This is a genomic window from Citrobacter sp. KTE151 (assembly GCF_000398845.1).
Taxonomy (GTDB): domain Bacteria; phylum Pseudomonadota; class Gammaproteobacteria; order Enterobacterales; family Enterobacteriaceae; genus Citrobacter; species Citrobacter braakii.
In genome coordinates this window covers 141295-162284 of record NZ_KB976065.1, presented here as the reverse complement: position 1 = coordinate 162284, position 20990 = coordinate 141295, and the positions used below count along the sequence as shown (strand labels likewise).

General features: G+C 54.2%; 19 protein-coding genes and 3 tRNA genes. 13 read left to right on the top strand and 9 right to left on the bottom strand.

Translation table 11 applies throughout. The features are described from left to right. The first annotated feature begins 2 nt into the window (after positions 1-2). The 3 genes from WC7_RS07835 to hypF all read left to right on the top strand — a co-directional run bounded on the left by WC7_RS07835 (position 3) and on the right by hypF (position 4042). Entirely contained in the window at positions 3-1016 is a 1014-nt protein-coding gene (locus WC7_RS07835; protein ID WP_016154178.1) for a LacI family DNA-binding transcriptional regulator, read from the top strand. A 145-nt stretch (positions 1017-1161) separates the two neighbouring features. After that, a complete protein-coding gene (gene hydN, locus WC7_RS07840; protein WP_003037366.1) occupies positions 1162-1707 on the top strand; it encodes an electron transport protein HydN in 546 nt (181 codons plus the stop codon). Positions 1708-1801: 94 nt separating this feature from the next. Beyond that, a complete protein-coding gene (gene hypF / locus WC7_RS07845) occupies positions 1802-4042 on the top strand; it encodes a carbamoyltransferase HypF (RefSeq protein ID WP_016154177.1) in 2241 nt (746 codons plus the stop codon). Positions 4043-4151: 109 nt separating this feature from the next. Here hypF and norW read toward each other — a convergent pair whose 3' ends face one another. Next, positions 4152-5285, bottom strand: a complete 1134-nt coding sequence (gene norW / locus WC7_RS07850; RefSeq protein ID WP_016154176.1) for an NADH:flavorubredoxin reductase NorW — start codon at positions 5283-5285, stop codon at positions 4152-4154. After that, positions 5282-6730 (bottom strand): anaerobic nitric oxide reductase flavorubredoxin, encoded by a 1449-nt coding sequence (norV, locus tag WC7_RS07855; RefSeq protein ID WP_016154175.1) that lies wholly within the window; start codon positions 6728-6730, stop codon positions 5282-5284. Before norV ends, norW begins: the two co-directional genes overlap by 4 nt. Before the next feature lie 190 nt (positions 6731-6920). On the opposite strand from norV, the gene norR reads away from it, so the two are divergent. Continuing rightward, complete coding sequence (norR, locus tag WC7_RS07860; protein WP_016154174.1) at positions 6921-8438, top strand: nitric oxide reductase transcriptional regulator NorR; 1518 nt, start codon at positions 6921-6923, stop codon at positions 8436-8438. Here norR and gutQ read toward each other — a convergent pair. From gutQ to srlA, 7 genes are all read right to left on the bottom strand, one after another. Next, positions 8435-9400, bottom strand: coding sequence for an arabinose-5-phosphate isomerase GutQ (gene gutQ, locus WC7_RS07865; protein WP_016154173.1), 966 nt, complete (start codon positions 9398-9400; stop codon positions 8435-8437). The genes norR and gutQ overlap by 4 nt on opposite strands. Further along, complete coding sequence (locus tag WC7_RS07870; protein WP_003037350.1) at positions 9393-10166, bottom strand: glucitol operon DNA-binding transcriptional repressor SrlR; 774 nt, start codon at positions 10164-10166, stop codon at positions 9393-9395. Before WC7_RS07870 ends, gutQ begins: the two co-directional genes overlap by 8 nt. Before the next feature lie 70 nt (positions 10167-10236). Then, positions 10237-10596: a transcriptional regulator GutM gene (gene gutM, locus WC7_RS07875; protein WP_016154172.1), complete on the bottom strand. Its 360-nt coding sequence runs from the start codon at positions 10594-10596 to the stop codon at positions 10237-10239. 97 nt (positions 10597-10693) lie between these two features. Further along, positions 10694-11473, bottom strand: a complete 780-nt coding sequence (gene srlD / locus WC7_RS07880; protein ID WP_003037345.1) for a sorbitol-6-phosphate dehydrogenase — start codon at positions 11471-11473, stop codon at positions 10694-10696. 17 nt (positions 11474-11490) lie between these two features. Further along, positions 11491-11853 carry a PTS glucitol/sorbitol transporter subunit IIA gene (srlB, locus tag WC7_RS07885; protein WP_016154171.1) on the bottom strand — a complete coding sequence of 121 codons (363 nt, stop codon included), beginning with the start codon at positions 11851-11853 and terminating at the stop codon, positions 11491-11493. A 13-nt stretch (positions 11854-11866) separates the two neighbouring features. Continuing rightward, a complete protein-coding gene (locus WC7_RS07890) occupies positions 11867-12838 on the bottom strand; it encodes a PTS glucitol/sorbitol transporter subunit IIB (RefSeq protein WP_016154170.1) in 972 nt (323 codons plus the stop codon). After that, positions 12835-13398 carry a PTS glucitol/sorbitol transporter subunit IIC gene (srlA, locus tag WC7_RS07895; RefSeq protein WP_016154169.1) on the bottom strand — a complete coding sequence of 188 codons (564 nt, stop codon included), beginning with the start codon at positions 13396-13398 and terminating at the stop codon, positions 12835-12837. Before srlA ends, WC7_RS07890 begins: the two co-directional genes overlap by 4 nt. A 264-nt stretch (positions 13399-13662) precedes the next feature. Here srlA and mltB point away from each other — a divergent pair, with 264 nt between their 5' ends. From mltB to WC7_RS07940, 9 genes are all read left to right on the top strand, one after another. Next, complete coding sequence (gene mltB, locus WC7_RS07900; RefSeq protein ID WP_032947148.1) at positions 13663-14742, top strand: lytic murein transglycosylase B; 1080 nt, start codon at positions 13663-13665, stop codon at positions 14740-14742. A 191-nt stretch (positions 14743-14933) separates the two neighbouring features. Then, positions 14934-15431 (top strand): nicotinamide-nucleotide amidase, encoded by a 498-nt coding sequence (gene pncC, locus WC7_RS07905; protein WP_016154167.1) that lies wholly within the window; start codon positions 14934-14936, stop codon positions 15429-15431. A gap of 92 nt (positions 15432-15523) precedes the next feature. Further along, the gene (gene recA / locus WC7_RS07910) at positions 15524-16588 is read left to right on the top strand and encodes a recombinase RecA (RefSeq protein ID WP_016154166.1); all 1065 of its coding nucleotides are present in this window, start codon (positions 15524-15526) and stop codon (positions 16586-16588) included. A gap of 69 nt (positions 16589-16657) precedes the next feature. Further along, on the top strand, positions 16658-17158 hold the full coding sequence (gene recX, locus WC7_RS07915) for a recombination regulator RecX (protein WP_016154165.1): 501 nt from the start codon (positions 16658-16660) through the stop codon (positions 17156-17158). A 128-nt stretch (positions 17159-17286) separates the two neighbouring features. Next, positions 17287-19914, top strand: a complete 2628-nt coding sequence (gene alaS, locus WC7_RS07920) for an alanine--tRNA ligase (protein WP_016154164.1) — start codon at positions 17287-17289, stop codon at positions 19912-19914. 238 nt (positions 19915-20152) lie between these two features. Continuing rightward, positions 20153-20338 (top strand): carbon storage regulator CsrA, encoded by a 186-nt coding sequence (gene csrA, locus WC7_RS07925; RefSeq protein ID WP_000906486.1) that lies wholly within the window; start codon positions 20153-20155, stop codon positions 20336-20338. Between the two features lie 341 nt (positions 20339-20679). Next, positions 20680-20772: transfer RNA gene (locus WC7_RS07930), tRNA-Ser, on the top strand. Positions 20773-20775: 3 nt separating this feature from the next. Next, positions 20776-20852: transfer RNA gene (locus WC7_RS07935), tRNA-Arg, on the top strand. 60 nt (positions 20853-20912) lie between these two features. After that, positions 20913-20989 (top strand) — tRNA-Arg (locus WC7_RS07940). The last annotated feature ends 1 nt before the right edge of the window (position 20990 follow it).

The window sequence follows — 20990 nt, the reverse complement described above, 5'->3', positions numbered from 1 at the left end:
ATATGACCACTATGCTGGAGGTGGCGAAGCGTGCCGGGGTGTCAAAAGCGACGGTTTCCCGGGTGCTTTCCGGGAATGGCTATGTCAGCCAGGAAACCAAAGACCGCGTGTTTCAGGCCATTGAAGAGAGTGGTTACCGCCCTAACTTGCTGGCACGCAGTCTGGCAGCGAAAACTACGCAGACGCTGGGTCTGGTGGTAACTAACACCCTTTATCACGGCGTCTATTTCAGCGAATTGCTGTTTCATACCGCGCGGATGGCGGAAGATAAGGGACGCCAGTTGTTGCTGGCTGACGGTAAGCACAGCGCAGAGGAAGAGCGTCAGGCGATCCAGTACCTGCTCGACCTGCGCTGTGACGCGATTATGATCTATCCGCGTTTTCTTAGCGTGGATGAGATAGACGATATCATCGACGCCCACGCCCAGCCGATTATGGTGCTTAATCGGCGGCTGCGGAAAAATACCAGCCACTGCGTGTGGTGCGATCAAAAGCAAACCAGTTTTAACGCCGTTACTCAGCTCATTGCCGCCGGGCACAAAGAGATTGGTTTTATTACTGGCTCGATGGATTCGCCTACCGGCGTGGAGCGACTTTCAGGCTATAAAGACGCGCTGGCACATCATGGTATTCCGCTTAATAATGATTTGATTGTTAAAGGGAAATGGACGCCAGCCTGCGGCGCAGCGGGAGTCGATACTTTGCTTTCGCGTCAGGTGAATTTTACCGCGCTGGTGGCCAGCAATGATGATATGGCGATCGGTGCGATGAAGCAGTTGCACGCGCATGGCGTGAGCGTCCCTGCTCAGGTGTCGGTGATTGGCTTCGACGATATCGCCATCGCGCCATACACTATTCCGGCGCTTTCCAGCGTCAAAATCCCGGTAACGGAAATGATTCAGGAAACGATAGGCCGCCTGATCTTTATGCTGGATGACGGGGCGTTTACGCCGCCAAAAACCTTCACCGGTGAACTCATTCAACGCGACTCTGTTGCGCCGCTCGTTTTGCGCTGACGGCTGTCATTTGTCATCGTCACTAGTGACGATGACACGGCTTCTCTGCATTCATCAAAATAAAAAACCTTTAATAACAGTTAATTAAATTCTGGCACGATTTATGAATGCTTCGGCAGATAATCTGTCATTGCTGGAGAAATTGATGAACCGTTTCATCATTGCAGACGCCAATAAATGCATTGGTTGCCGTACCTGTGAAGTGGCCTGCGTGGTATCCCATCAGGATAACCAGGACTGCGCATCGCTGACCCCTGAAACCTTTTTACCCCGCATTCACGTCATCAAAGGCGTTAATGTCTCCACGGCGACGCTGTGCCGCCAGTGTGAAGACGCGCCGTGCGCTAACGTCTGCCCGAACGGTGCAATCAGCCGTGATAAAGGCTTTGTCCACGTGATGCAGGAGCGCTGCATTGGGTGTAAAACCTGCGTTGTGGCTTGCCCTTATGGCGCAATGGAAGTGGTCGTGCGTCCGGTTGTTCGTAACAGCGGGGCAGGTCTGAACGTCCGGGCAGAAAAAGCCGAAGCCAATAAGTGCGACCTGTGCCACCATCGTGAGGCCGGCCCTGCCTGTATGGAAGTCTGCCCGACTCACGCGCTGATTTATGTGGATCGCAATAAGCTTGAGCAACTGAGCGCTGAAAAACGCCGTCGCGCGGCGCTGGATTCCACTGCATCTTTGCTGTTCTGATATCTGAAAATCCGCGTAAAATACGTGCCGGATAAGGCGAAGCCGCCATCCGGCAAACGGACATTTCAGGGATACAATACCGCGGGAATTCATCATGACAATAAACAACCACTCCGGCGTACAGCTGCGTATTCGCGGTAAGGTACAGGGCGTCGGATTTCGCCCCTACGTCTGGCAACTGGCGCAGCGGTTACAGCTACATGGCGATGTGTGTAACGACGGTGACGGTGTGGTTGTGCGTATACAGGAAGATCCGGCAGAGTTTATTGCGCAATTGCATCAACACTGCCCGCCGCTGGCGCGCATTGACAGCGTTGAGAGCGAACCGTTCGCCTGGACGCAGCCGCCTGCCGATTTCTCGATTCGGCAAAGTGCTGGCGGCACGATGAATACGCAAATCGTTCCGGATGCCGCGACCTGTCCAGAATGTCTGGTTGAAATGAACACCCCCGGCGAACGCCGTTATCGTTATCCCTTTATCAACTGCACCCACTGTGGCCCGCGGTTTACGATTATCCGCGCCATGCCCTACGATCGCCCGTTTACCGTGATGGCGTCATTCCCACTCTGTGCGCAATGCGATAATGAGTATCGTGATCCATACGACCGTCGCTTCCATGCCCAGCCCGTTGCCTGTCCGGCATGCGGTCCCCACCTCGAATGGTTTAGCGCGGGTGAGCGGGCGGAGAAAGAAGAGGCGTTGCAGGCGGCAGTATCGCGTCTGAAAGCGGGCGGTATTGTGGCCGTTAAAGGGATTGGTGGGTTTCATCTGGTGTGCGATGCACGAAATGATGACGCCGTAGCGCTGCTCAGGCTGCGCAAACACCGTCCAGCAAAACCTCTGGCAGTGATGCTGCCCGGTGATGACGGACTGCCTGAACCCGCTCGTCGTTTGCTGACAACCCCAGCCGCGCCGATCGTGTTGGTGCAGAAACGCTATGTCGCAGCATTGAGCGAGGGCATTGCGCCAGGGTTAACGGAAGTGGGCGTCATGCTGCCAGCGAATCCGTTGCAGCATTTGCTCTTACAAGAGATGAATTGTCCGTTGGTAATGACCTCCGGCAATCTCAGCGGCAGACCGCCCGCTATTACCAACGCGCAGGCGCTGGAAGATTTACACGAAATTGCCGATGGTTTCCTGCTGCATAACCGCGAAATTGTGCAGCGGATGGATGACTCTGTGGTACGCGACAGTGGGGAGATGCTGCGTCGTTCACGGGGTTACGTGCCGGATGCGGTGGCGCTGCCGCCAGGATTTCACGACGTGCCGCCGATGCTTTGCCTGGGCGCAGATCTGAAAAATACCTTCTGCCTGGTGCGTGGTGAACAGGCGGTTATCAGCCAGCATTTGGGCGATCTCAGCGATGACGGCATTCAGCAGCAGTGGCGTGATGCGCTGCGCCTGATCCAGAACATTTATGACTTTACGCCGCAGCGTATCGTGCATGATGCACACCCTGGTTATGTTTCCAGCCAGTGGGCCAGCGAAATGAATCTGCCAACCGAAACGGTGCTGCATCACCATGCGCATGCCGCTGCGTGTCTGGCCGAGCACGGCTGGTCGCTCGATGGTGGTGACGTGATTGCTCTGACGTTAGACGGTATCGGCATGGGGGAAAATGGCGCGCTGTGGGGGGGAGAGTGTTTGCGGGTCAACTATCGTGAATGCGAACACCTTGGCGGCTTGCCAGCGGTAGCGCTGGCGGGGGGCGATCTGGCGGCAAAACAGCCGTGGCGCAATTTGCTCGCGCAGTGCCTGCGTTTTGTTCCTGACTGGCAGCGCTACCCGGAAACATCGGTGCTGCAACATCAAAACTGGAACGTGCTGGCGCGCGCCATTGAGCGGGGGATTAACGCGCCGCTGGCGTCATCGTGCGGACGGCTGTTTGATGCCGTTGCCGCCGCGCTTCAATGTGCGCCGGAATCGCTGAGTTACGAAGGTGAGGCGGCCTGCGCGCTGGAGGCGATGGCATCGCAATGTGCTGGCGTTGAGCACCCTGTCACGGTGCCGCTTGATGGCAATCAGCTGGACTTAGCGGTTTTTTGGCAGCAATGGCTGACCTGGCAGGCCAAACCTGCCGAAAGAGCGTGGGCGTTTCACGACGCGCTGGCGCGTGGGTTTGCTACCCTGATGCGTTTGCAGGCCGAAGAGCGGGGGATTAAGACGCTGGTATTCAGCGGAGGTGTGATGCATAACCGCTTATTGTCAGCCCGGCTGGCGTTTTATCTGCATGATTTTACCTTACTGTTCCCACAGCGTTTACCGGCGGGCGACGGCGGGTTGTCGTTGGGGCAGGGCGTGATTGCCGCGGCGCGGGCGTTGGCGCAAAAATAAAAAAGCCCCGGGACTGGCGGGGCAAGAACAACAGGTCGGGGCATACCGACAAGTGGCAACGCACATCCATGTGCGTGAGGTTAATAAATCAAGCAACGGTATCCTGTACTTACACGGGCAGCGTTTTCAGCAGCGCAAAGGCCTCTTTCATGCGGTCTTCACTGACGACAAAGGCACATAGCTGGCCTGCGTCGTTCATCCCTCTGGCCACCATCCCCTGCGCTTCGGCGGCAATATGCCAGTTCAGATCGCGGCGCTGGGTTTCCCCAGCCAGATGCAAGGGTAATTCCGGCGTTTTGACTTTTACCAGCATGGCAGGCAACTTCAATGGTGCATTGCCGCCGAGCAGGTTTTTCGCCAGATACATGGCGCTCAGCTGAATCGGTTGCAGGAACGGGAGTACCTGACCGTTAATTTCTGCACAGTCGCCGAGAGCATAAATGTCCGGGTGGCTGGTTTGCAGGTAGCTGTCGACGCAGACGCCACGATTGATGTTCAATCCGGCGCGACGCGCCAGCGCGGTTTCAGGGCGCAGACCCGTAGCGGCGATCACCGCATCGACTTCTACGCTGCGGCTACGATCGAGCGTGGCGCGAATCCCCGACTCCGTTTTCTCCAGCCCTTGAAGCTGCGATTTCAGCAGCAGGTGTACGCCCATATCGGTCAGACGATGCTGTAAGCGACTGCTTACTTCTGGCGGCATCAGCGAAGCCAGAATGCTGGCGGCGTTGTCGATAAGCGTCACCGCTTTACCAGCACGACAAAAATCCATCGCCAGTTCGCTGCCAATCAAGCCGCCGCCAACAATCAGCACCCGTTGGGCGTCACGCAGTTGTGTTTCACAGGCGCGATACTCTTGTTGGCTGTTCAATGTGAGCATTAACTCACGTCCGGTAATCGGCGGTACGAACGCCGACGCTCCCGTCGCCAGCACCAGTTTGTCGTATGGCCACTGTTGCTCCTGGCTTTTCACTACGTGAGCACCGGCATCGATGTCGGTTACCCAGGTGTGCGGAAAGAGGCGCAAATTAAACTGTTCGGCAAACTCCCCCGCCGACTGGCGGGTGAGGTCGTCTGCACGTTGCGACTGACTGATAACATGGCTGAGATCGGGCTTGTTGTACTCATCCATACTGTCCGCAGCAATCAGGGTCAGCGGGACATTTGCATCCTGCTTACGGATATTTTTGACTAACTGGCGGGCGGCGAAGCCCGAACCAATAATGACAATTCCGCGGCTCATTTTGCCTCCGTTGCCAGTACGTCGAAGACGTCTTTACCTAATGAACATTCCGGGCACAGGAAGTTATCCGGCACGTCGCTCCACGGTGTTCCCGGCGCGACATCCTGCAGCGGTTCACCTTTTGCCGGGTCGTAAATCCACTGGCATACGCTGCACTGCATGCTTGGACCAAGATCAGCGGCAGCCGCCGCGGCACAGGCGCACTCTTCCTCTTTGGTTGCCGTTTTGACGATTGTTTCCGGCAGCGGAGCAAGCGCCCACTGACGTGCGATTTCACGGCCATGCTGGCGACACAGTTCCAGCGCGTCCAGATCCGGACGCCATTTCGCTTTCAGACTCAGCGACATCTCGAAACCGGCATCCTGCAAGCGTGTGGACAAACGGTCTACCGCGCCGCCGCTCCAGCCGTGTGAACCAAAGGCGCTGGCGCGTTTGTTACGAAAACGCAGGCCGGTCATCTCTTCTACCAGACCAGCGATTTTTGGCATCATTACGTTATTCATCGTTGAAGTACCAACCAGCACGCCTTTAGAGCGGAAGACGTTAGTCAGGACTTCGTTTTTGTCGCTACGGGCGACGTTAAAGATTTTCACCGCCACGTTCGGGTCAACTTCGTTGATGCCCTGGGCAATGGCGTCCGCCATCATGCGGGTGTTGTTGGACATGGTGTCGTAGAAAATGGTGATACGGTCTTCCTGATAGTCAGCCGCCCATTTCAGATACATTTCAACGATTTGTGTCGGGTTGTCGCGCCATACCACGCCGTGGGAAGTGGCAATCATATCCACCGGCAGGTTGAAGCCGAGAATCTCAGTGATTTTCGGTGTAACCAGACGGCTGAACGGCGTCAGGATGTTGGCGTAGTAACGCTGGCACTGTTCGAACAGTTCGGTCTGGTCAACTTCGTCGTTAAACAGACGTTCATCACAGTAGTGCTGGCCGAAGGCGTCGTTACTGAACAGCACCGCATCGCCGGTCATGTAGGTCATCATGCTGTCAGGCCAGTGCAGCATCGGCGTTTCAACGAAGATCAGCTGCTTACCGTTGCCAATGTCCAGCGAGTCGCCGGTTTTCACCACGTTGAAGTTCCACTCCGGGTGGTGGTGGTGCCCGTTGATAGAGTCAATAGCGTTGGCTGTGCAGTAAATTGGCGTGTCCGGGATGCAGGACATCAGCTCAGTCAGCGCACCGGCATGGTCCTCTTCCGCGTGGTTAATGATGATGTAGTCGATATCTGCCAGGTCAATTTCACTGCGCAGGTTCTGCACGAATTCACGGCTAAACTTGTGGTCTACTGTATCGATCAGGACATTTTTTTCTTCACGGATGAGATAGCTGTTGTAGCTGCTACCGCGCAGCGTTTTATATTCAGTCCCGTGGAAATCACGAACTTCCCAGTCACGTTGGCCAACCCAATGAATGTTATTTTTAACCAGAATAGACATAGCAACCTCAGTAATTAATTCAGCGTTTTTCTAAAAAAGATGTTTTGCTTATTGCAGGTAGCGTGCCAACTTTTTATTTGTTGATTTTAAAGGGGTTGTTTTTTAATGCCTATAAGGTGGTAGTCAAAATGACTATTCATTTTATTGTCAATATGACAATATGAATTGTCAAAATGACAATGAGGTCGTCATGAGTTTTTCCGTAGACGTGCTGGCGGGTATCGCCATTGAATTACAAAGCGGTATTGGACATCAGGACCGTTTTCAACGCCTGATAACCACCTTGCGTCAGGTGCTGGAGTGCGACGCGTCGGCATTGCTGCGCTATGAGTCGCGACAGTTTATTCCGCTGGCGATCGATGGGCTGGCGCAGGACGTTCTCGGCAGGCGCTTTACCCTGGAAGGGCATCCTCGTCTGGAGGCGATTGCCCGCGCCGGGGACGTGGTTCGTTTCCCTGCCGACAGCGATTTGCCAGACCCTTACGATGGGCTGATTCCGGGCCAGGAGAGCCTGAAGGTACACGCCTGCATTGGCTTACCGCTGTTCGCCGGTCAAAATCTGATTGGCGCGTTAACGCTGGATGGCATGGAGCCCGATCAATTCGACGTTTTCAGCGATGAAGAACTTAGGCTGATTGCCGCGCTGGCGGCGGGCGCGCTGAGCAATGCGCTGCTGATTGAACAACTGGAAAGCCAGAATATGTTGCCGGGCCCGTCGACGGCCTTCGAGCAGGTGACTGAAACCCAAATGATTGGCCTGTCGCCCAATATGCTGCAGTTGAAAAAAGAGATTGAGATTGTGGCGGGATCCGATCTCAACGTACTGATTAGCGGCGAAACGGGGACCGGGAAGGAGCTGGTAGCTAAGGCTATCCATGAAGGTTCGCCGCGCGCAGTGAATCCGCTGGTGTATCTGAACTGCGCGGCGTTGCCGGAAACCGTAGCGGAAAGTGAGCTGTTTGGTCACGTAAAAGGCGCATTTACCGGGGCTATCAGCAATCGTAGCGGTAAGTTTGAAATGGCTGACAATGGGACGCTGTTTCTCGATGAGATTGGCGAACTCTCGCTGGCGTTACAGGCTAAGTTGCTACGTGTGTTGCAGTACGGCGATATTCAGCGTGTGGGTGACGATCGCAGCCTGCGCGTGGATGTTCGGGTGCTGGCGGCAACGAACCGTGATTTACGGGAAGAGGTGCTGGCCGGGAATTTCCGTGCGGATTTGTTCCACCGTCTGAGCGTCTTTCCCCTTTCCGTACCGCCCCTTCGTGAACGCGGCGAAGATGTGGTGCTGCTGGCCGGTTATTTTTGCGAACAATGTCGGCTGCGGCTGGGACTTTCCCGCGTGGTGTTAAGTCCCGGCGCGCGTAGCCATCTGTTGAATTATGGCTGGCCCGGGAACGTGCGTGAGCTGGAGCATGCCATTCACCGGGCGGTTGTTCTGGCGAGGGCCACCAGGGCAGGGGATGAAGTGGTGCTTGAGGCGCAGCATTTTGCCCTGCAGGATGAAACCCCGGCTCCCCAGGCAGAGGTTGTTGCGGAGATCCCGCAGCATCGCAACCTGCGTGAGGCAACGGAGTCATTCCAGCGGGAGATGATCCGCCGGGCGTTGGCGCAAAATAATCACAGTTGGGCGGCAAGTGCGCGGGCGCTGGAAACAGACGTCGCCAACCTGCACCGGCTGGCGAAACGTCTGGGGCTGAAGGATTAGAGAATACCTGCCTGATAGAAATCCTGCAGGTTGATAGCACCGGTGAGTTTACCGTTTTCATCTACCACCGGTGCGGCAGTGATTTTGCGCTTCATCAGGATCTCTTTGGCGTCAATGGCGCGGCTCTGCGCCTGCAGCGTAATGCCATTATGGGTCATTGCTTCGCTAACCTGAGTGGTGAGCGCTCCGCCGCCAACCAGCCAGCGGCGCAGGTCGCCGTCGGTAAAGACGCCTTTCACCAGCGACTCGTCGTCGCAGACTGCCACCAGGCCAAGACCCGTACGGCTTAGTTCCAGCATCGCGTCCATGACGCTGGTGGTGAGCGTCACCTGCGGAATGGCATCGTCACGGCGCATCAGATGATGCACTTTATTTAACAGACGAGCGCCCAGCGCACCCGCCGGATGCGAGCGGGCAAAATCTTCTTCGTTAAAGCCGCGCGCCTGCATCACGGCGATTGCCAACGCGTCGCCCATCATCAGAGTGTTCACGGTGCTGGAAGTCGGTGCCAGGCGCATCGGACAGGCTTCGCGCTCAACGGAAATATCCAGCACGGCTTTGGCTGCCAGACCCAGCGGTGAGGTCGGTTTTCCGGTCATTGCCAGCAGAGCGACGGATTTGTCTTCCAGGCGCGGAATGATGAGATCCAGTTCTTTTGCGCCGCCGGAGTAGGAAATAAACAGCATGACATCACGGCTTTCAATCATCCCTAAGTCGCCGTGCAGCGCTTCAGCCGGATGCACAAAAAAGGCGGGTGTGCCAGTACTGGCGAGGGTCGCGGCTATTTTTTTGCCAATATGGCCTGATTTGCCAATCCCGGAGACAATCACTTTGCCTTCGCAGTGGATGATAGTATTGGCGGCGTGGACAAAATCATCGCCCAGTCGTTCAGGCAGTCGGCTGGCTTCCTGTAGCTCCAGCATTAACGTCTGACGGCCCGCGTTCAGTAGTGCATCACTCATTGGTTTCTCCGGTTATGATCACTTCAATCCCTTTTGCTTCCAGCGCCTGACGAAACGCAGGGTCGATACCCGCATCGGTAATCAGCTTGTCGACGCTTTCCAGACTGCACACAACATTGGGGCTTTTGCGCCCAAATTTTGACGAGTCAGCCATCAGAATCACTTCGCGAGCGGCATTGCACATCGCTTTACTGACGCTAAACACCTCATTAAAGGTGGTCACGCCGGCATTGAGGTCAATGCCGTCGGTACCCATGAAGAGTTTATCAAAGCTGAACTGCTCAAAGGCGTTTTCTGCCAGCTGACCGTGAAATGACGCAGATTTTTTGCGAAAGGTCCCGCCGGGCATCAGGATAGTTTGCTCGTTGTCCAGCTCTGAAAGGGCGTTAACAATGTGCAGACTGTTGGTCATGACGGTGATGTTGCTAAAGCGGGTGAGCATCGGCACCATCTGCAATACGGTGCTGCCCGCATCCAGAATAATCGAGTCGCCATCGTGAATAAAACGGACGGCGGCTTCGGCAATCTGCTCTTTTTTATGCGTATTGATTAGCGTTTTGTGATCGATTGGCGGGTCGGATTCGTCTTTATTTAATACCACGCCGCCATAGGTACGAATGACGGTTCCGGCATTCTCCAGAATGACCAGGTCTTTGCGAATGGTCGTGCCGGTTGTGTCAAAGTAGTGGGCCAGTTCTTCAACCGAGCATTTCCCCTGCTTTTGCAGGTGCTCCAGTATGGCTGCCTGTCGCTGACGAGGTTTCATAGGCGTGATTACCCTGACTTATTAGGTTGCAAAATGATAATTTCGCAAGCTATTAGCATTCACAACGAAATTACCCATGTTTCAGTTTAAGCGCCAATGATAGTGCATTCTGCGCTAACGGATCATGGGGAAAGATCACATCAGGCTGTAAATCATCAAGATGTTTGCCCATTATCGTGGCAATTTTACCGGGCCTGGCAAATACAGTAAGACCTTTCATAAATAACGAATCGGTAACCCGCTGCTGCTCATCCAGCGCGATGGCGACCACCACGCGGGGTTTAAACCGTCCACCGGAACGACCTACGCCAACCCGACCCCGCTGGCAGAGTTGATCAAACGCCCGGTTAAAGCGGGATATTTGCCAGCCACCGAGCGCCAGTTGCAGGCACCAGGCGATAGCGGCGACGGTAATCAGTGCGGAAACCATAATGTGCTCCTTTGATTTTGCCGGATGGCGGCTGTGCCTTATCCGACCAGATGTGTGTAGGCCCGGTAAGCGCAGCGCCACCGGGCAATCATGTTTCTTAGAACATCACCTGACCACCGGTCACGTTAATGGACTGACCGGTGCAGTAAGAGGCTTTCGGGCTGGCGTAAAACAGCAGCATGTTCAGCACGTCCTGATAATCGCAGCCGCGCTTAAGCGGAACCTTATCAATGTAGTACTGCTCGACTTCGTCTGGCTTAAGGCCAAGCTTGGTCGCATATTGCGGTAATAATGACTGGAACATCGGTGATTTCAGCAGATTGCCGAGCATCAGTGAATGCACGGTGATCCCGTACTCTGCCAGATCCAGCGCCAGCGACTGGGTTAAACCTACGCCGCCAAATTTTGCCGCGCTATAGCCTGAGTTGTGTTTACTGCCCACTTTCCCTGATTTGGAGTTGATCTGGATAATGCGTCCCTGGACGCCATCGCGGATCATCAGGCGTGAAAATTCACGTGCGCAGAGGAAGTAGCCGACCAGATTCACCTGCAGCGAGCGGTCGAAATCCCCAAGCTGAAAGTCGCTGATAAACGCGGCTTTTGCGATACCCGCGCTGTAAACCAGCAGATCGACGCGGCCAAATATTTCATCCACTCCGCGCGACAGCGCCAGCACACTTTGTTCGCTGGTGGCGTCAGCGCCAAAACCGTAGGCGGTGCCTTCGCCAAACTCGGCGTTAATTTCCTGCGCGACGTTGGCGGCTTTATCGCTTTGGATATCCACCACCGCGACGCGGTACCCTTCTGTCGCAAGCCCACGGCAAAGGAATGCCCCCAGGGTCTGGCCTCCACCAATGACAACGGCAACCTGATTCATCTTTATCTCCTTCAATCTTAAGCAATAAACTTCAAAATACAGCCCGGTGCGATACCGTCCGGTACGGGGCCCGCAACGTGTACGGTGCCGGGAAATTCCGCTTCACTCAGTCCGTCAAAACGCAGAGTGATATGCCCCAGTTCACGTAAGTTTTGTTCCGCCACGCTGCCAACGGCTGTGACCGGGTAGTGATGCTGGCCTAGCTCAAATTGGATCCCAGCCTGCAAAGAGCCGTTCAGCTCCCCATGGCAATGGATGAAGCAAAATTCTTCGATATCCGCAGGCGCGCCTTCACGAAAGGTAATTAGCATCTGGTCGCAGAGTGCATCCGGGGCGCTCTGGCCGATGCGGGTGATGGTGGTCTGATAAATCACGGTCATTTTTGAGTGCCTCTTATTGGTAAATAAAGCCGGAAACAAACCAGGCGATGAGAACGGTCGGTGCGCCAGTCAGAAAACGACTCACCAGTACGGATGGCACACCGACGCGGACCGTGTCCTGGCGCGCTTCGGCTAGCGACAATCCGACTGGAATAAAGTCGCATGCCGCCTGAGCGTTAATGGCGAACAAGGCAGGTAGCGCCAGATGCGGAGGAATGTTCCCCAAACCAATCTGTACGCCGATCAGGACGCCGATAACCTGGGCGATGACCGCACCAGGGCCGAGGAAAGGGGACAGCAGCGGGAAAGAGCAGATCAGCGCCAGGGTTACCAACCCCAGCGGATGGCTGGCCAGCGGTGCGAGTCCATGGGCAATCCAGTCCCCCAGGCCAGACGCCATAATGATGCCGATCAGCGCCGAGACGAACGCCATAAACGGCAGAATGGTTTTCAGGACGGTATCGATAGTGTCTCGCCCGGCCTGAAACAGAACCGCAACGGCTGAACCCATTCCCATGCCGACTTTTGCCAACAGACCGTCGCTTTGTTCGGTAATTTTCTTGCTGGTGTCGTACTCGCGACCCATCGTGCTGTTTGCAGGCGTTGGCGCAGCGGATGCTTCACCGATAACGGTAATGTTTTCTTCTTTCACGCCAGAGACATAGATATCTTCGATAATATATTGGGCCAGCGGACCGGATTTGCCCGTCGCGTGAATATTCACTGTTGGTATACGGCGTTTTGGATAGATCCCGCAGCGTAGCGTGCCGCCGCAGTCGATGATCGCCACGCCAATTTCGTTCTCTGGCGGCTCGCCTTCTTTGAAGCCATCAACGGCCTGCCAACCTGTCAGGCTGGCTATCCTGTCGACTATTGCGGGTCGAGTCCCTGCGGTGATATAGACAATTTTCTTGCCTGGCACGGCATCCAGTTCAAGCGGGCCGCCCCAGCCGCCGGTGCCTTTTTCAATACGAATACGCGTCATGATGCAGCTCCCGCCAGATGTACTTTCTGCTCAAGTTGAATGCCCATTTTTTTCTCAAAGATGGTGGTGGTGAAATCGGTCACCCAGCCGCGGAAGAAGTTGGTCACCAGGCCGACCAGCAAATAGCTCACCGCCAGCGGGCCGAGCGGAAGACCCAGCGTGGTCAGTCCGCTGGCGATCCCCAGATAGACGAACAGCTCACCGGGGTTGATGTGGGGAAATAAGCCGTTCATTGAATGGCAGCTGTAAGAGGCGGCTGCGTAGTAGCTGGGCTTGAACTTTTCCGGCATAAAGCGGCCCAGGCTCAGCGTCATAGGATTACAAAACACAAATGTGCCGATGCACGGCAGCAGTAGATAGCGGGACAGCGGGTTTCCGGCGCAGCGCTGGGCAAAACGTTCAATACGTTGCTGACCGATAAAGTTAATCAGCGCATTCATGATGACCAGCAGACTGATCAGCAGAGGCAGAATACCGGTCACCATGCCGGTAAACACCTCTCCGCCTTTCTGGAACAATCCGATAAACCACTCAGCACCGAGTGTGATGGTGTCGATCATTATTCTCTCCTGTAGGGGTTTTAGTTATCTTGCCAAACGGTAACTAATTTTAATCAGATCGAAAGATTTAAAAGTGTTATTTTGATCGCAAAATGAAAGATAAATATTTTAATTTGAAAGATTATGCGTAAGGACGCGCAAATGTGCCGGTCAGGAGTGCAAGAGGGGGGGAATTCTGTGAAGGAGAGCGACTACTGCTTCCTTGTGTGGCGGAGGATGCTTTACCATACTTCTCCCAGGCTGAATTTGTTTAATGGATGTCTCATGTTCAAGCGTCGTTATGTAGCGTTACTTCCCCTTTTCGTATTGCTTGCTGCTTGTAGCAGCAAACCTAAACCTTCAGAGACTCAAACGACTACGGGTACGCCATCCGGCGGCTTCCTGCTTGAGCCACAACACAATGTCATGCAAACGGGCGGCGATTTTGCCAATAATCCGAACGCGCAGCAGTTCATCGAGAAAATGGTGAACAAGCACGGCTTTGACCGCCAGCAGTTGCAGGAGATCCTGTCACAGGCCAAGCGTCTGGACTCGGTATTGCGTTTGATGGACCGCCAGGCGCCGACGACTCAACCGCCAGCCGGACCTAACGGTGCATGGCTGCGGTATCGTAAACAGTTCATCACCCCGGATAACGTACAAAACGGTGTGGCCTTCTGGAACCAATATGAAGATGCGCTGAACCGTGCATGGCAGGTCTACGGCGTACCGCCGGAAATTATCGTTGGCATTATTGGCGTAGAGACTCGCTGGGGCCGCGTGATGGGTAAAACGCGGATTCTGGATGCGTTGGCGACGTTGTCGTTTAACTATCCTCGTCGTGCGGAATATTTCTCTGGTGAACTGGAAACCTTCCTGCTGATGGCGCGAGATGAAAGCGACGATCCGCTCGATTTGAAAGGTTCTTTCGCAGGGGCGATGGGCTACGGCCAATTTATGCCATCTTCCTATAAACAATATGCCGTTGATTTCAATGGCGATGGTCACATTAACCTGTGGGATCCGGTTGATGCTATCGGTAGCGTGGCGAACTATTTCAAAGGCCACGGTTGGGTGAAAGGCGATACGGTCGCGGTTCCGGCGAATGGCCAGGCGCCTGGGCTGGCGAACGGCTTTAAAACCCAGTACAGCATTTCTCAGCTTGCCGCCGCAGGCCTGACGCCGCAGCAGTCATTGGGGAATCATCAGCAGGCCAGCCTGCTGCGACTGGATATCGGTACCGGTTATCAGTATTGGTATGGACTGCCGAACTTCTACACCATCACCCGCTATAACCACAGTACCCACTACGCAATGGCCGTGTGGCAATTGGGTCAGGCGGTCGCGCTGGCGCGCGTGCAGTAATCATTTGTTATCGGTCTACAGGGGCAATCCCTTGTAGACCGAATAGGCTATCCTGGTGCGTTATCCGGTACTCTTTTGAATGCGGTTTATCTATTTTCTGAATGCCCCTCGTAAAATTGTCTCCTCATCCCCATCTTGGTTATGAAAGTGCTATCTTGTCCGGCATATTTTTTTAACTGACAGAGGCTGAAATGACCGACAGTGAACTGATGCAGTTAAGCGAGCAGGTTGGCCTGGCGTTGAAAGCGCGCGGGGCAACCGTGACGACGGCGGAATCCTGCACCGGCGGCTGGGTAGCCAAAGCAATTACGGATATTGCCGGCAGCTCCGCCTGGTTTGAGCGCGGGTTTGTGACCTACAGCAATGAAGCCAAAGCGCAGATGATTGGCGTGCGCGAAGAGACGCTGGTCCAGCATGGGGCGGTGAGCGAACCTGTGGTGGTGGAGATGGCGATTGGCGCGCTAAAAGCGGCCCGCGCGCATTTCGCTGTTTCGATTAGCGGTATTGCGGGGCCAGATGGCGGCAGTGAAGAAAAGCCCGTGGGGACGGTATGGTTCGCTTTTGCCAGCGCGAGCGGCGAGGGGATTACCCGCCGGGAATGCTTCAGCGGCGATCGCGATGCGGTACGTCGACAGGCGACCGCCTACGCGTTACAAACCCTGTGGCAACAATTTCTACAAAATACTTGATACTGTATGAGCATACAGTATAATTGCCCCAACAGAACATTATCTATCACGTTTCGCGGTTTAACCCGAAAGCGGCATGACAGGAGTAATTAATGGCTATCGACGAAAACAAACAGAAAGCGTTGGCGGCAGCGCTGGGTCAGATCGAAAAGCAATTCGGTAAAGGCTCCATCATGCGCCTGGGTGAAGACCGTTCTATGGATGTGGAAACCATCTCCACCGGTTCGCTTTCTCTGGATATCGCATTGGGCGCGGGCGGTTTGCCAATGGGCCGTATCGTTGAAATCTACGGGCCTGAATCTTCCGGTAAAACGACGCTGACCCTGCAGGTTATTGCTGCCGCCCAGCGCGAAGGTAAAACCTGTGCGTTCATCGATGCGGAACACGCGCTGGATCCCGTCTATGCGCGCAAGCTTGGCGTTGATATCGACAACCTGCTGTGCTCTCAGCCGGATACCGGTGAACAAGCGCTGGAAATCTGTGATGCGTTGGCGCGCTCCGGTGCAGTTGACGTTATCGTTGTCGACTCCGTTGCCGCATTGACGCCGAAGGCAGAAATCGAAGGCGAGATTGGTGACTCTCACATGGGCCTTGCGGCACGTATGATGAGCCAGGCCATGCGTAAGCTGGCCGGTAACCTGAAGCAGTCCAACACGCTACTGATTTTCATCAACCAGATCCGTATGAAGATTGGTGTTATGTTCGGTAACCCGGAAACCACCACCGGTGGTAACGCCCTGAAATTCTATGCTTCTGTTCGCCTGGATATCCGTCGTATTGGCGCGGTGAAAGAAGGCGACAACGTGGTTGGTAGCGAAACCCGTGTTAAGGTCGTGAAAAACAAAATTGCCGCGCCGTTCAAACAGGCTGAATTCCAGATTCTTTACGGTGAAGGTATCAACTTCTACGGCGAACTGGTCGATTTGGGCGTGAAAGAGAAGCTGATTGAAAAAGCCGGTGCATGGTACAGCTACAACGGTGAGAAAATTGGTCAGGGTAAAGCGAATGCCACTAACTGGCTGAAGGAAAACCCGGCAACGGCGAAGGAAATTGAGAAGAAAGTACGCGAGTTACTGCTCAATAACCCGGATTCAAAACCAGACTTCTCTGTTGATGACAGCGGTGAAGATGTAAAAGAAACGAACGAAGATTTCTGATAATCTGACGTTATCGCACATAGAAGGGCTGCATACGATGCAGCCCTTTTCCATTTCTGAAGGCTCACTATGACAGAAGCAACTTCCCGCCGCTCCGCTTATTCCCGACTTCTTGACCGCGCTGTACGTATACTGGCGATGCGCGATCACAGCGAGCAGGAACTGCGGCGTAAGCTGGCCGCTCCGGTGATGGGAAAAAATGGACCGGAAGACATTGATGCAACGCCGGAGGATTACGACAAGGTCATCGCCTGGTGTATTGAAAGTCGTTATCTGGATGATGACCGCTTTGTTCAGCAGTTTATCTCCAGCCGTAGCCGTAAAGGTTATGGACCCGCGCGTGTGCGTCAGGAATTAAACCAAAAAGGGATTTCGCGGGAAGCCGTTGAACGAGCCATGCGCGAGTGCGAAATTGACTGGGCAGCACTTGCGCGCGCGCAGGCCATTCGTAAATACGGAGAACCTTTACCTGTAGATTTTTCAGATAAGGTAAAGGTCCAGCGCTTTTTGCTCTACCGTGGCTATCTGATGGAAGATATTCAGGCAATATGGCGAAATTTTGACGATTGAGCGCATACGGGATTTTACTTCCCAGTAAAGAAAACTTATCTTATTCCCACTTTTCGATTGCCAGAGGCGCAGTTTACGTGCCGATGCTGGTAATGACATTTCGTTAGCTTGATTTCTTCAGGATAATTATGAGCAAGAGCACCGCTGAGATCCGTCAGGCGTTTCTCGATTTTTTCCATAGTAAAGGACATCAGGTAGTTGCCAGCAGCTCCCTGGTACCGAACAATGACCCTACTTTGTTGTTTACCAACGCCGGGATGAACCAGTTCAAGGATGTGTTCCTTGGCCTCGACAAGCGTAATTATTCCCGCGCAACCACCTCGCAGCGTTGCGTGCGTGCGGGCGGTAAGCACAACGACCTGGAAAACGTCGGTTACACTGCACGTCACCATACTTTCTTCGAAATGCTGGGCAACTTCAGCTTCGGCGATTATTTCAAACATGATGCTATTCAATACGCATGGGAACTGCTGACCGGTGAAAACTGGTTTGCCCTGCCAAAAGAGCGTCTGTGGGTCACCGTCTATGAAACTGACGATGAAGCCTATGAAATCTGGGAAAAAGAAGTTGGCATTCCGCGCGAACGTATCATCCGTATCGGTGATAACAAAGGCGCGGCTTATGCTTCCGACAACTTCTGGCAGATGGGTGATACCGGCCCTTGCGGTCCGTGCACCGAAATTTTCTACGACCACGGCGACCACATTTGGGGTGGCCCTCCGGGAAGCGCAGAAGAAGATGGCGATCGCTACATTGAGATCTGGAACATCGTCTTCATGCAGTTCAACCGTCAGGCTGACGGTACCATGGAACCGCTGCCGAAGCCGTCCGTGGATACCGGTATGGGCCTTGAGCGTATTGCGGCCGTGCTGCAACACGTTAATTCCAACTATGAAATCGACCTGTTCCGTTCACTGATTGAGTCCGTGGCGAAAGTCACCGGCGCGACCGATCTGAGCAACAAGTCGCTGCGCGTTATCGCTGACCATATCCGCTCCTGTGCATTCCTGATTGCCGATGGCGTTGTCCCGTCGAATGAAAACCGTGGTTATGTGCTGCGTCGTATCATTCGTCGCGCGGTACGTCATGGCAACATGCTGGGCGCGAAGGATACCTTCTTCTACAAGCTGGTTGGTCCGCTGGTGGACGTCATGGGCTCCGCAGGTGAAGAACTGAAGCGTCAGCAGGCTATGGTTGAGCAGGTTCTGAAAACCGAAGAAGAGCAGTTTGCGCGTACACTGGAGCGTGGTCTGGCGCTGCTGGATGAAGAACTGGCAAAACTGTCCGGTGATACACTGGATGGCGAAACCGCATTCCGTCTGTATGACACTTACGGTTTCCCGGTTGACCTGACGGCGGACGTTTGCCGCGAGCGCAACATTAAGGTTGACGAGGCGGGCTTTGAAGCCGCAATGGAAGAACAGCGCCGTCGCGCGCGTGAAGCCAGCGGCTTTGGCGCAGACTACAATGCGATGATTCGTGTTGATGGTGCCTCTGAATTTAAAGGCTACGAACACCTGGAACTGAATGGCAAAGTGACCGCGCTGTTTGTTGATGGTAAAGCGGTAGACGCGATTAACGCAGGTCAGGATGCAGTTGTCGTACTGGATCAGACTCCGTTCTATGCGGAATCTGGTGGTCAGGTTGGCGACAAGGGTGAACTGAAAGGCGCAGGCTTCGCGTTTGCCGTGAGCGACGCGCAGAAATATGGCCAGGCGATAGGTCACATCGGTAAGCTGTCTGCGGGTTCTCTGAAAATTGGCGATGCAGTACAGGCTGATGTTGATGAAGCTCGTCGTGCGCGCATTCGCTTGAACCACTCCGCAACGCACCTGATGCACGCGGCGCTGCGCCAGGTACTGGGCACGCATGTGGCACAGAAAGGCTCGTTGGTTAACGATAAAGTGCTGCGCTTCGACTTCTCTCATACTGAAGCTATGAAGCCTGCTGAAATCCGTGCTGTTGAAGATCTGGTGAATGCGCAAATTCGTCGCAACCTGCCGATTGAAACGAACATCATGGATCTCGAAGCGGCGAAAGCCAAAGGCGCAATGGCGCTGTTTGGCGAGAAATATGACGACCACGTGCGTGTTCTGAGCATGGGGGATTTCTCTACCGAACTGTGTGGTGGTACTCATGCCAGCCGTACGGGTGATATCGGTCTGTTCCGTATTGTGTCTGAGTCAGGCACTGCGGCGGGCGTTCGTCGTATTGAAGCTGTGACCGGTGAAGGCGCTATCCAAACCGTGCATGCTGAGAGCGATCGCTTAAGCGATATTGCGCAGCTGCTGAAAGGCGATAGCCAGAATATTGGTGACAAAGTTCGTTCCGTGCTGGAGCGTACGCGTCAACTCGAAAAAGAATTGCAGCAATTGAAGGAACAGGCTGCGGCGCAGGAGAGTGCAAATCTCTCCAGCAAAGCGGTTGATATCAATGGCGTGAAGCTGCTGGTCAGCGAACTCGCGGACGTTGAGCCGAAAATGTTGCGTACCATGGTTGATGATCTGAAAAATCAACTGGGGTCTACCGTTATCGTTCTGGCAACGGTAGTGGAAGGTAAGGTTTCTCTGATTGCGGGTGTGTCTAAGGACGTGACAGATCGCGTGAAAGCAGGGGAGCTGGTTGGAATGGTCGCTCAGCAGGTAGGCGGTAAGGGTGGTGGTCGTCCGGACATGGCGCAAGCCGGTGGTACGGATGCTGCGGCTCTGCCAGCAGCGTTAGCCAGTGTGAAAGGCTGGGTCAGCGCAAAACTGTAATAATTATAAGCGTAAGTCGACGCTGCGGACTTCAATCCGCAGCGTTTGTATCAACGCTATCGACAACGATAAAGTCAGGTTGAAGTTGTGTATATCGGCTAAACTTAGGTTTAACAGAATGTGATGCCGTGACTGCTTACACTTAGGTGTTTGTCATCGCTTACTTTTTGGCGTTATATGATGGATAATGCCGGGATACAGAGAGACCCGACTCTTTTAATCTTTCAAGGAGCAAAGAATGCTGATTCTGACTCGTCGAGTTGGTGAGACCCTCATGATAGGCGATGAGGTCACCGTGACAGTTTTAGGGGTGAAGGGCAACCAGGTGCGCATTGGCGTAAACGCCCCGAAAGAAGTTTCTGTCCATCGTGAAGAGATCTACCAGCGTATCCAGGCTGAAAAATCCCAGCAGTCCAGTTACTAAGGTTTTCGCGTCTCACCTTTCTGGTGAGGCGCAACCTGATTGAATTGTCCCTTCTCTTCTCTTCTCTTTTCTTCTTCGTCTTCCTCATTTTTTCGATTCTCATCCGCGCATTGCCTTTCCCTGCGATTTTTCCGTTTGTTCATTGCCTCAGGAAATTGCCAATTTATCTGTTGATAAAACACTCTTTTTGCCGTTTTTGCAGACTAATTGCGCGTGAAATGTGCAAACGATAAAAGCGCTGGAAAAATTGTTTGACTTATAAGTCCCAGAAAGTAATATGTGCGCCACGCAGCGACGATGAGCAGAAACAAGTTCTTCGAAGCACTCGCAAGAGGCGTGTTGGTGAGGTGGCCGAGAGGCTGAAGGCGCTCCCCTGCTAAGGGAGTATGCGGTCAAAAGCTGCATCCGGGGTTCGAATCCCCGCCTCACCGCCATTTGCATCCGTAGCTCAGCTGGATAGAGTACTCGGCTACGAACCGAGCGGTCGGAGGTTCGAATCCTCCCGGATGCACCATATTATTTGATAGCGCTTTAGCAGCGGCATCAAATCTGCAGTAAAGTAAGTTTCCCTGATGCATCCGTAGCTCAGCTGGATAGAGTACTCGGCTACGAACCGAGCGGTCGGAGGTTCGAATCCTCCCGGATGCACCAT

Excerpts from the sequence above, each read along its gene's own strand:
- WC7_RS07835 (WP_016154178.1), top strand. The coding sequence starts at position 3 with ATGACCACTATGCTGGAGGTGGCGAAGCGTGCCGGGGTGTCAAAAGCG.
- hydN (WP_003037366.1), top strand. The coding sequence starts at position 1,162 with ATGAACCGTTTCATCATTGCAGACGCCAATAAATGCATTGGTTGCCGT.
- hypF (WP_016154177.1), top strand. The coding sequence starts at position 1,802 with ATGACAATAAACAACCACTCCGGCGTACAGCTGCGTATTCGCGGTAAG.
- norW (WP_016154176.1), bottom strand. The coding sequence starts at position 5,285 with ATGAGCCGCGGAATTGTCATTATTGGTTCGGGCTTCGCCGCCCGCCAG.
- norV (WP_016154175.1), bottom strand. The coding sequence starts at position 6,730 with ATGTCTATTCTGGTTAAAAATAACATTCATTGGGTTGGCCAACGTGAC.
- norR (WP_016154174.1), top strand. The coding sequence starts at position 6,921 with ATGAGTTTTTCCGTAGACGTGCTGGCGGGTATCGCCATTGAATTACAA.
- gutQ (WP_016154173.1), bottom strand. The coding sequence starts at position 9,400 with ATGAGTGATGCACTACTGAACGCGGGCCGTCAGACGTTAATGCTGGAG.
- WC7_RS07870 (WP_003037350.1), bottom strand. The coding sequence starts at position 10,166 with ATGAAACCTCGTCAGCGACAGGCAGCCATACTGGAGCACCTGCAAAAG.
- gutM (WP_016154172.1), bottom strand. The coding sequence starts at position 10,596 with ATGGTTTCCGCACTGATTACCGTCGCCGCTATCGCCTGGTGCCTGCAA.
- srlD (WP_003037345.1), bottom strand. The coding sequence starts at position 11,473 with ATGAATCAGGTTGCCGTTGTCATTGGTGGAGGCCAGACCCTGGGGGCA.
- srlB (WP_016154171.1), bottom strand. The coding sequence starts at position 11,853 with ATGACCGTGATTTATCAGACCACCATCACCCGCATCGGCCAGAGCGCC.
- WC7_RS07890 (WP_016154170.1), bottom strand. The coding sequence starts at position 12,838 with ATGACGCGTATTCGTATTGAAAAAGGCACCGGCGGCTGGGGCGGCCCG.
- srlA (WP_016154169.1), bottom strand. The coding sequence starts at position 13,398 with ATGATCGACACCATCACACTCGGTGCTGAGTGGTTTATCGGATTGTTC.
- mltB (WP_032947148.1), top strand. The coding sequence starts at position 13,663 with ATGTTCAAGCGTCGTTATGTAGCGTTACTTCCCCTTTTCGTATTGCTT.
- pncC (WP_016154167.1), top strand. The coding sequence starts at position 14,934 with ATGACCGACAGTGAACTGATGCAGTTAAGCGAGCAGGTTGGCCTGGCG.
- recA (WP_016154166.1), top strand. The coding sequence starts at position 15,524 with ATGGCTATCGACGAAAACAAACAGAAAGCGTTGGCGGCAGCGCTGGGT.
- recX (WP_016154165.1), top strand. The coding sequence starts at position 16,658 with ATGACAGAAGCAACTTCCCGCCGCTCCGCTTATTCCCGACTTCTTGAC.
- alaS (WP_016154164.1), top strand. The coding sequence starts at position 17,287 with ATGAGCAAGAGCACCGCTGAGATCCGTCAGGCGTTTCTCGATTTTTTC.
- csrA (WP_000906486.1), top strand. The coding sequence starts at position 20,153 with ATGCTGATTCTGACTCGTCGAGTTGGTGAGACCCTCATGATAGGCGAT.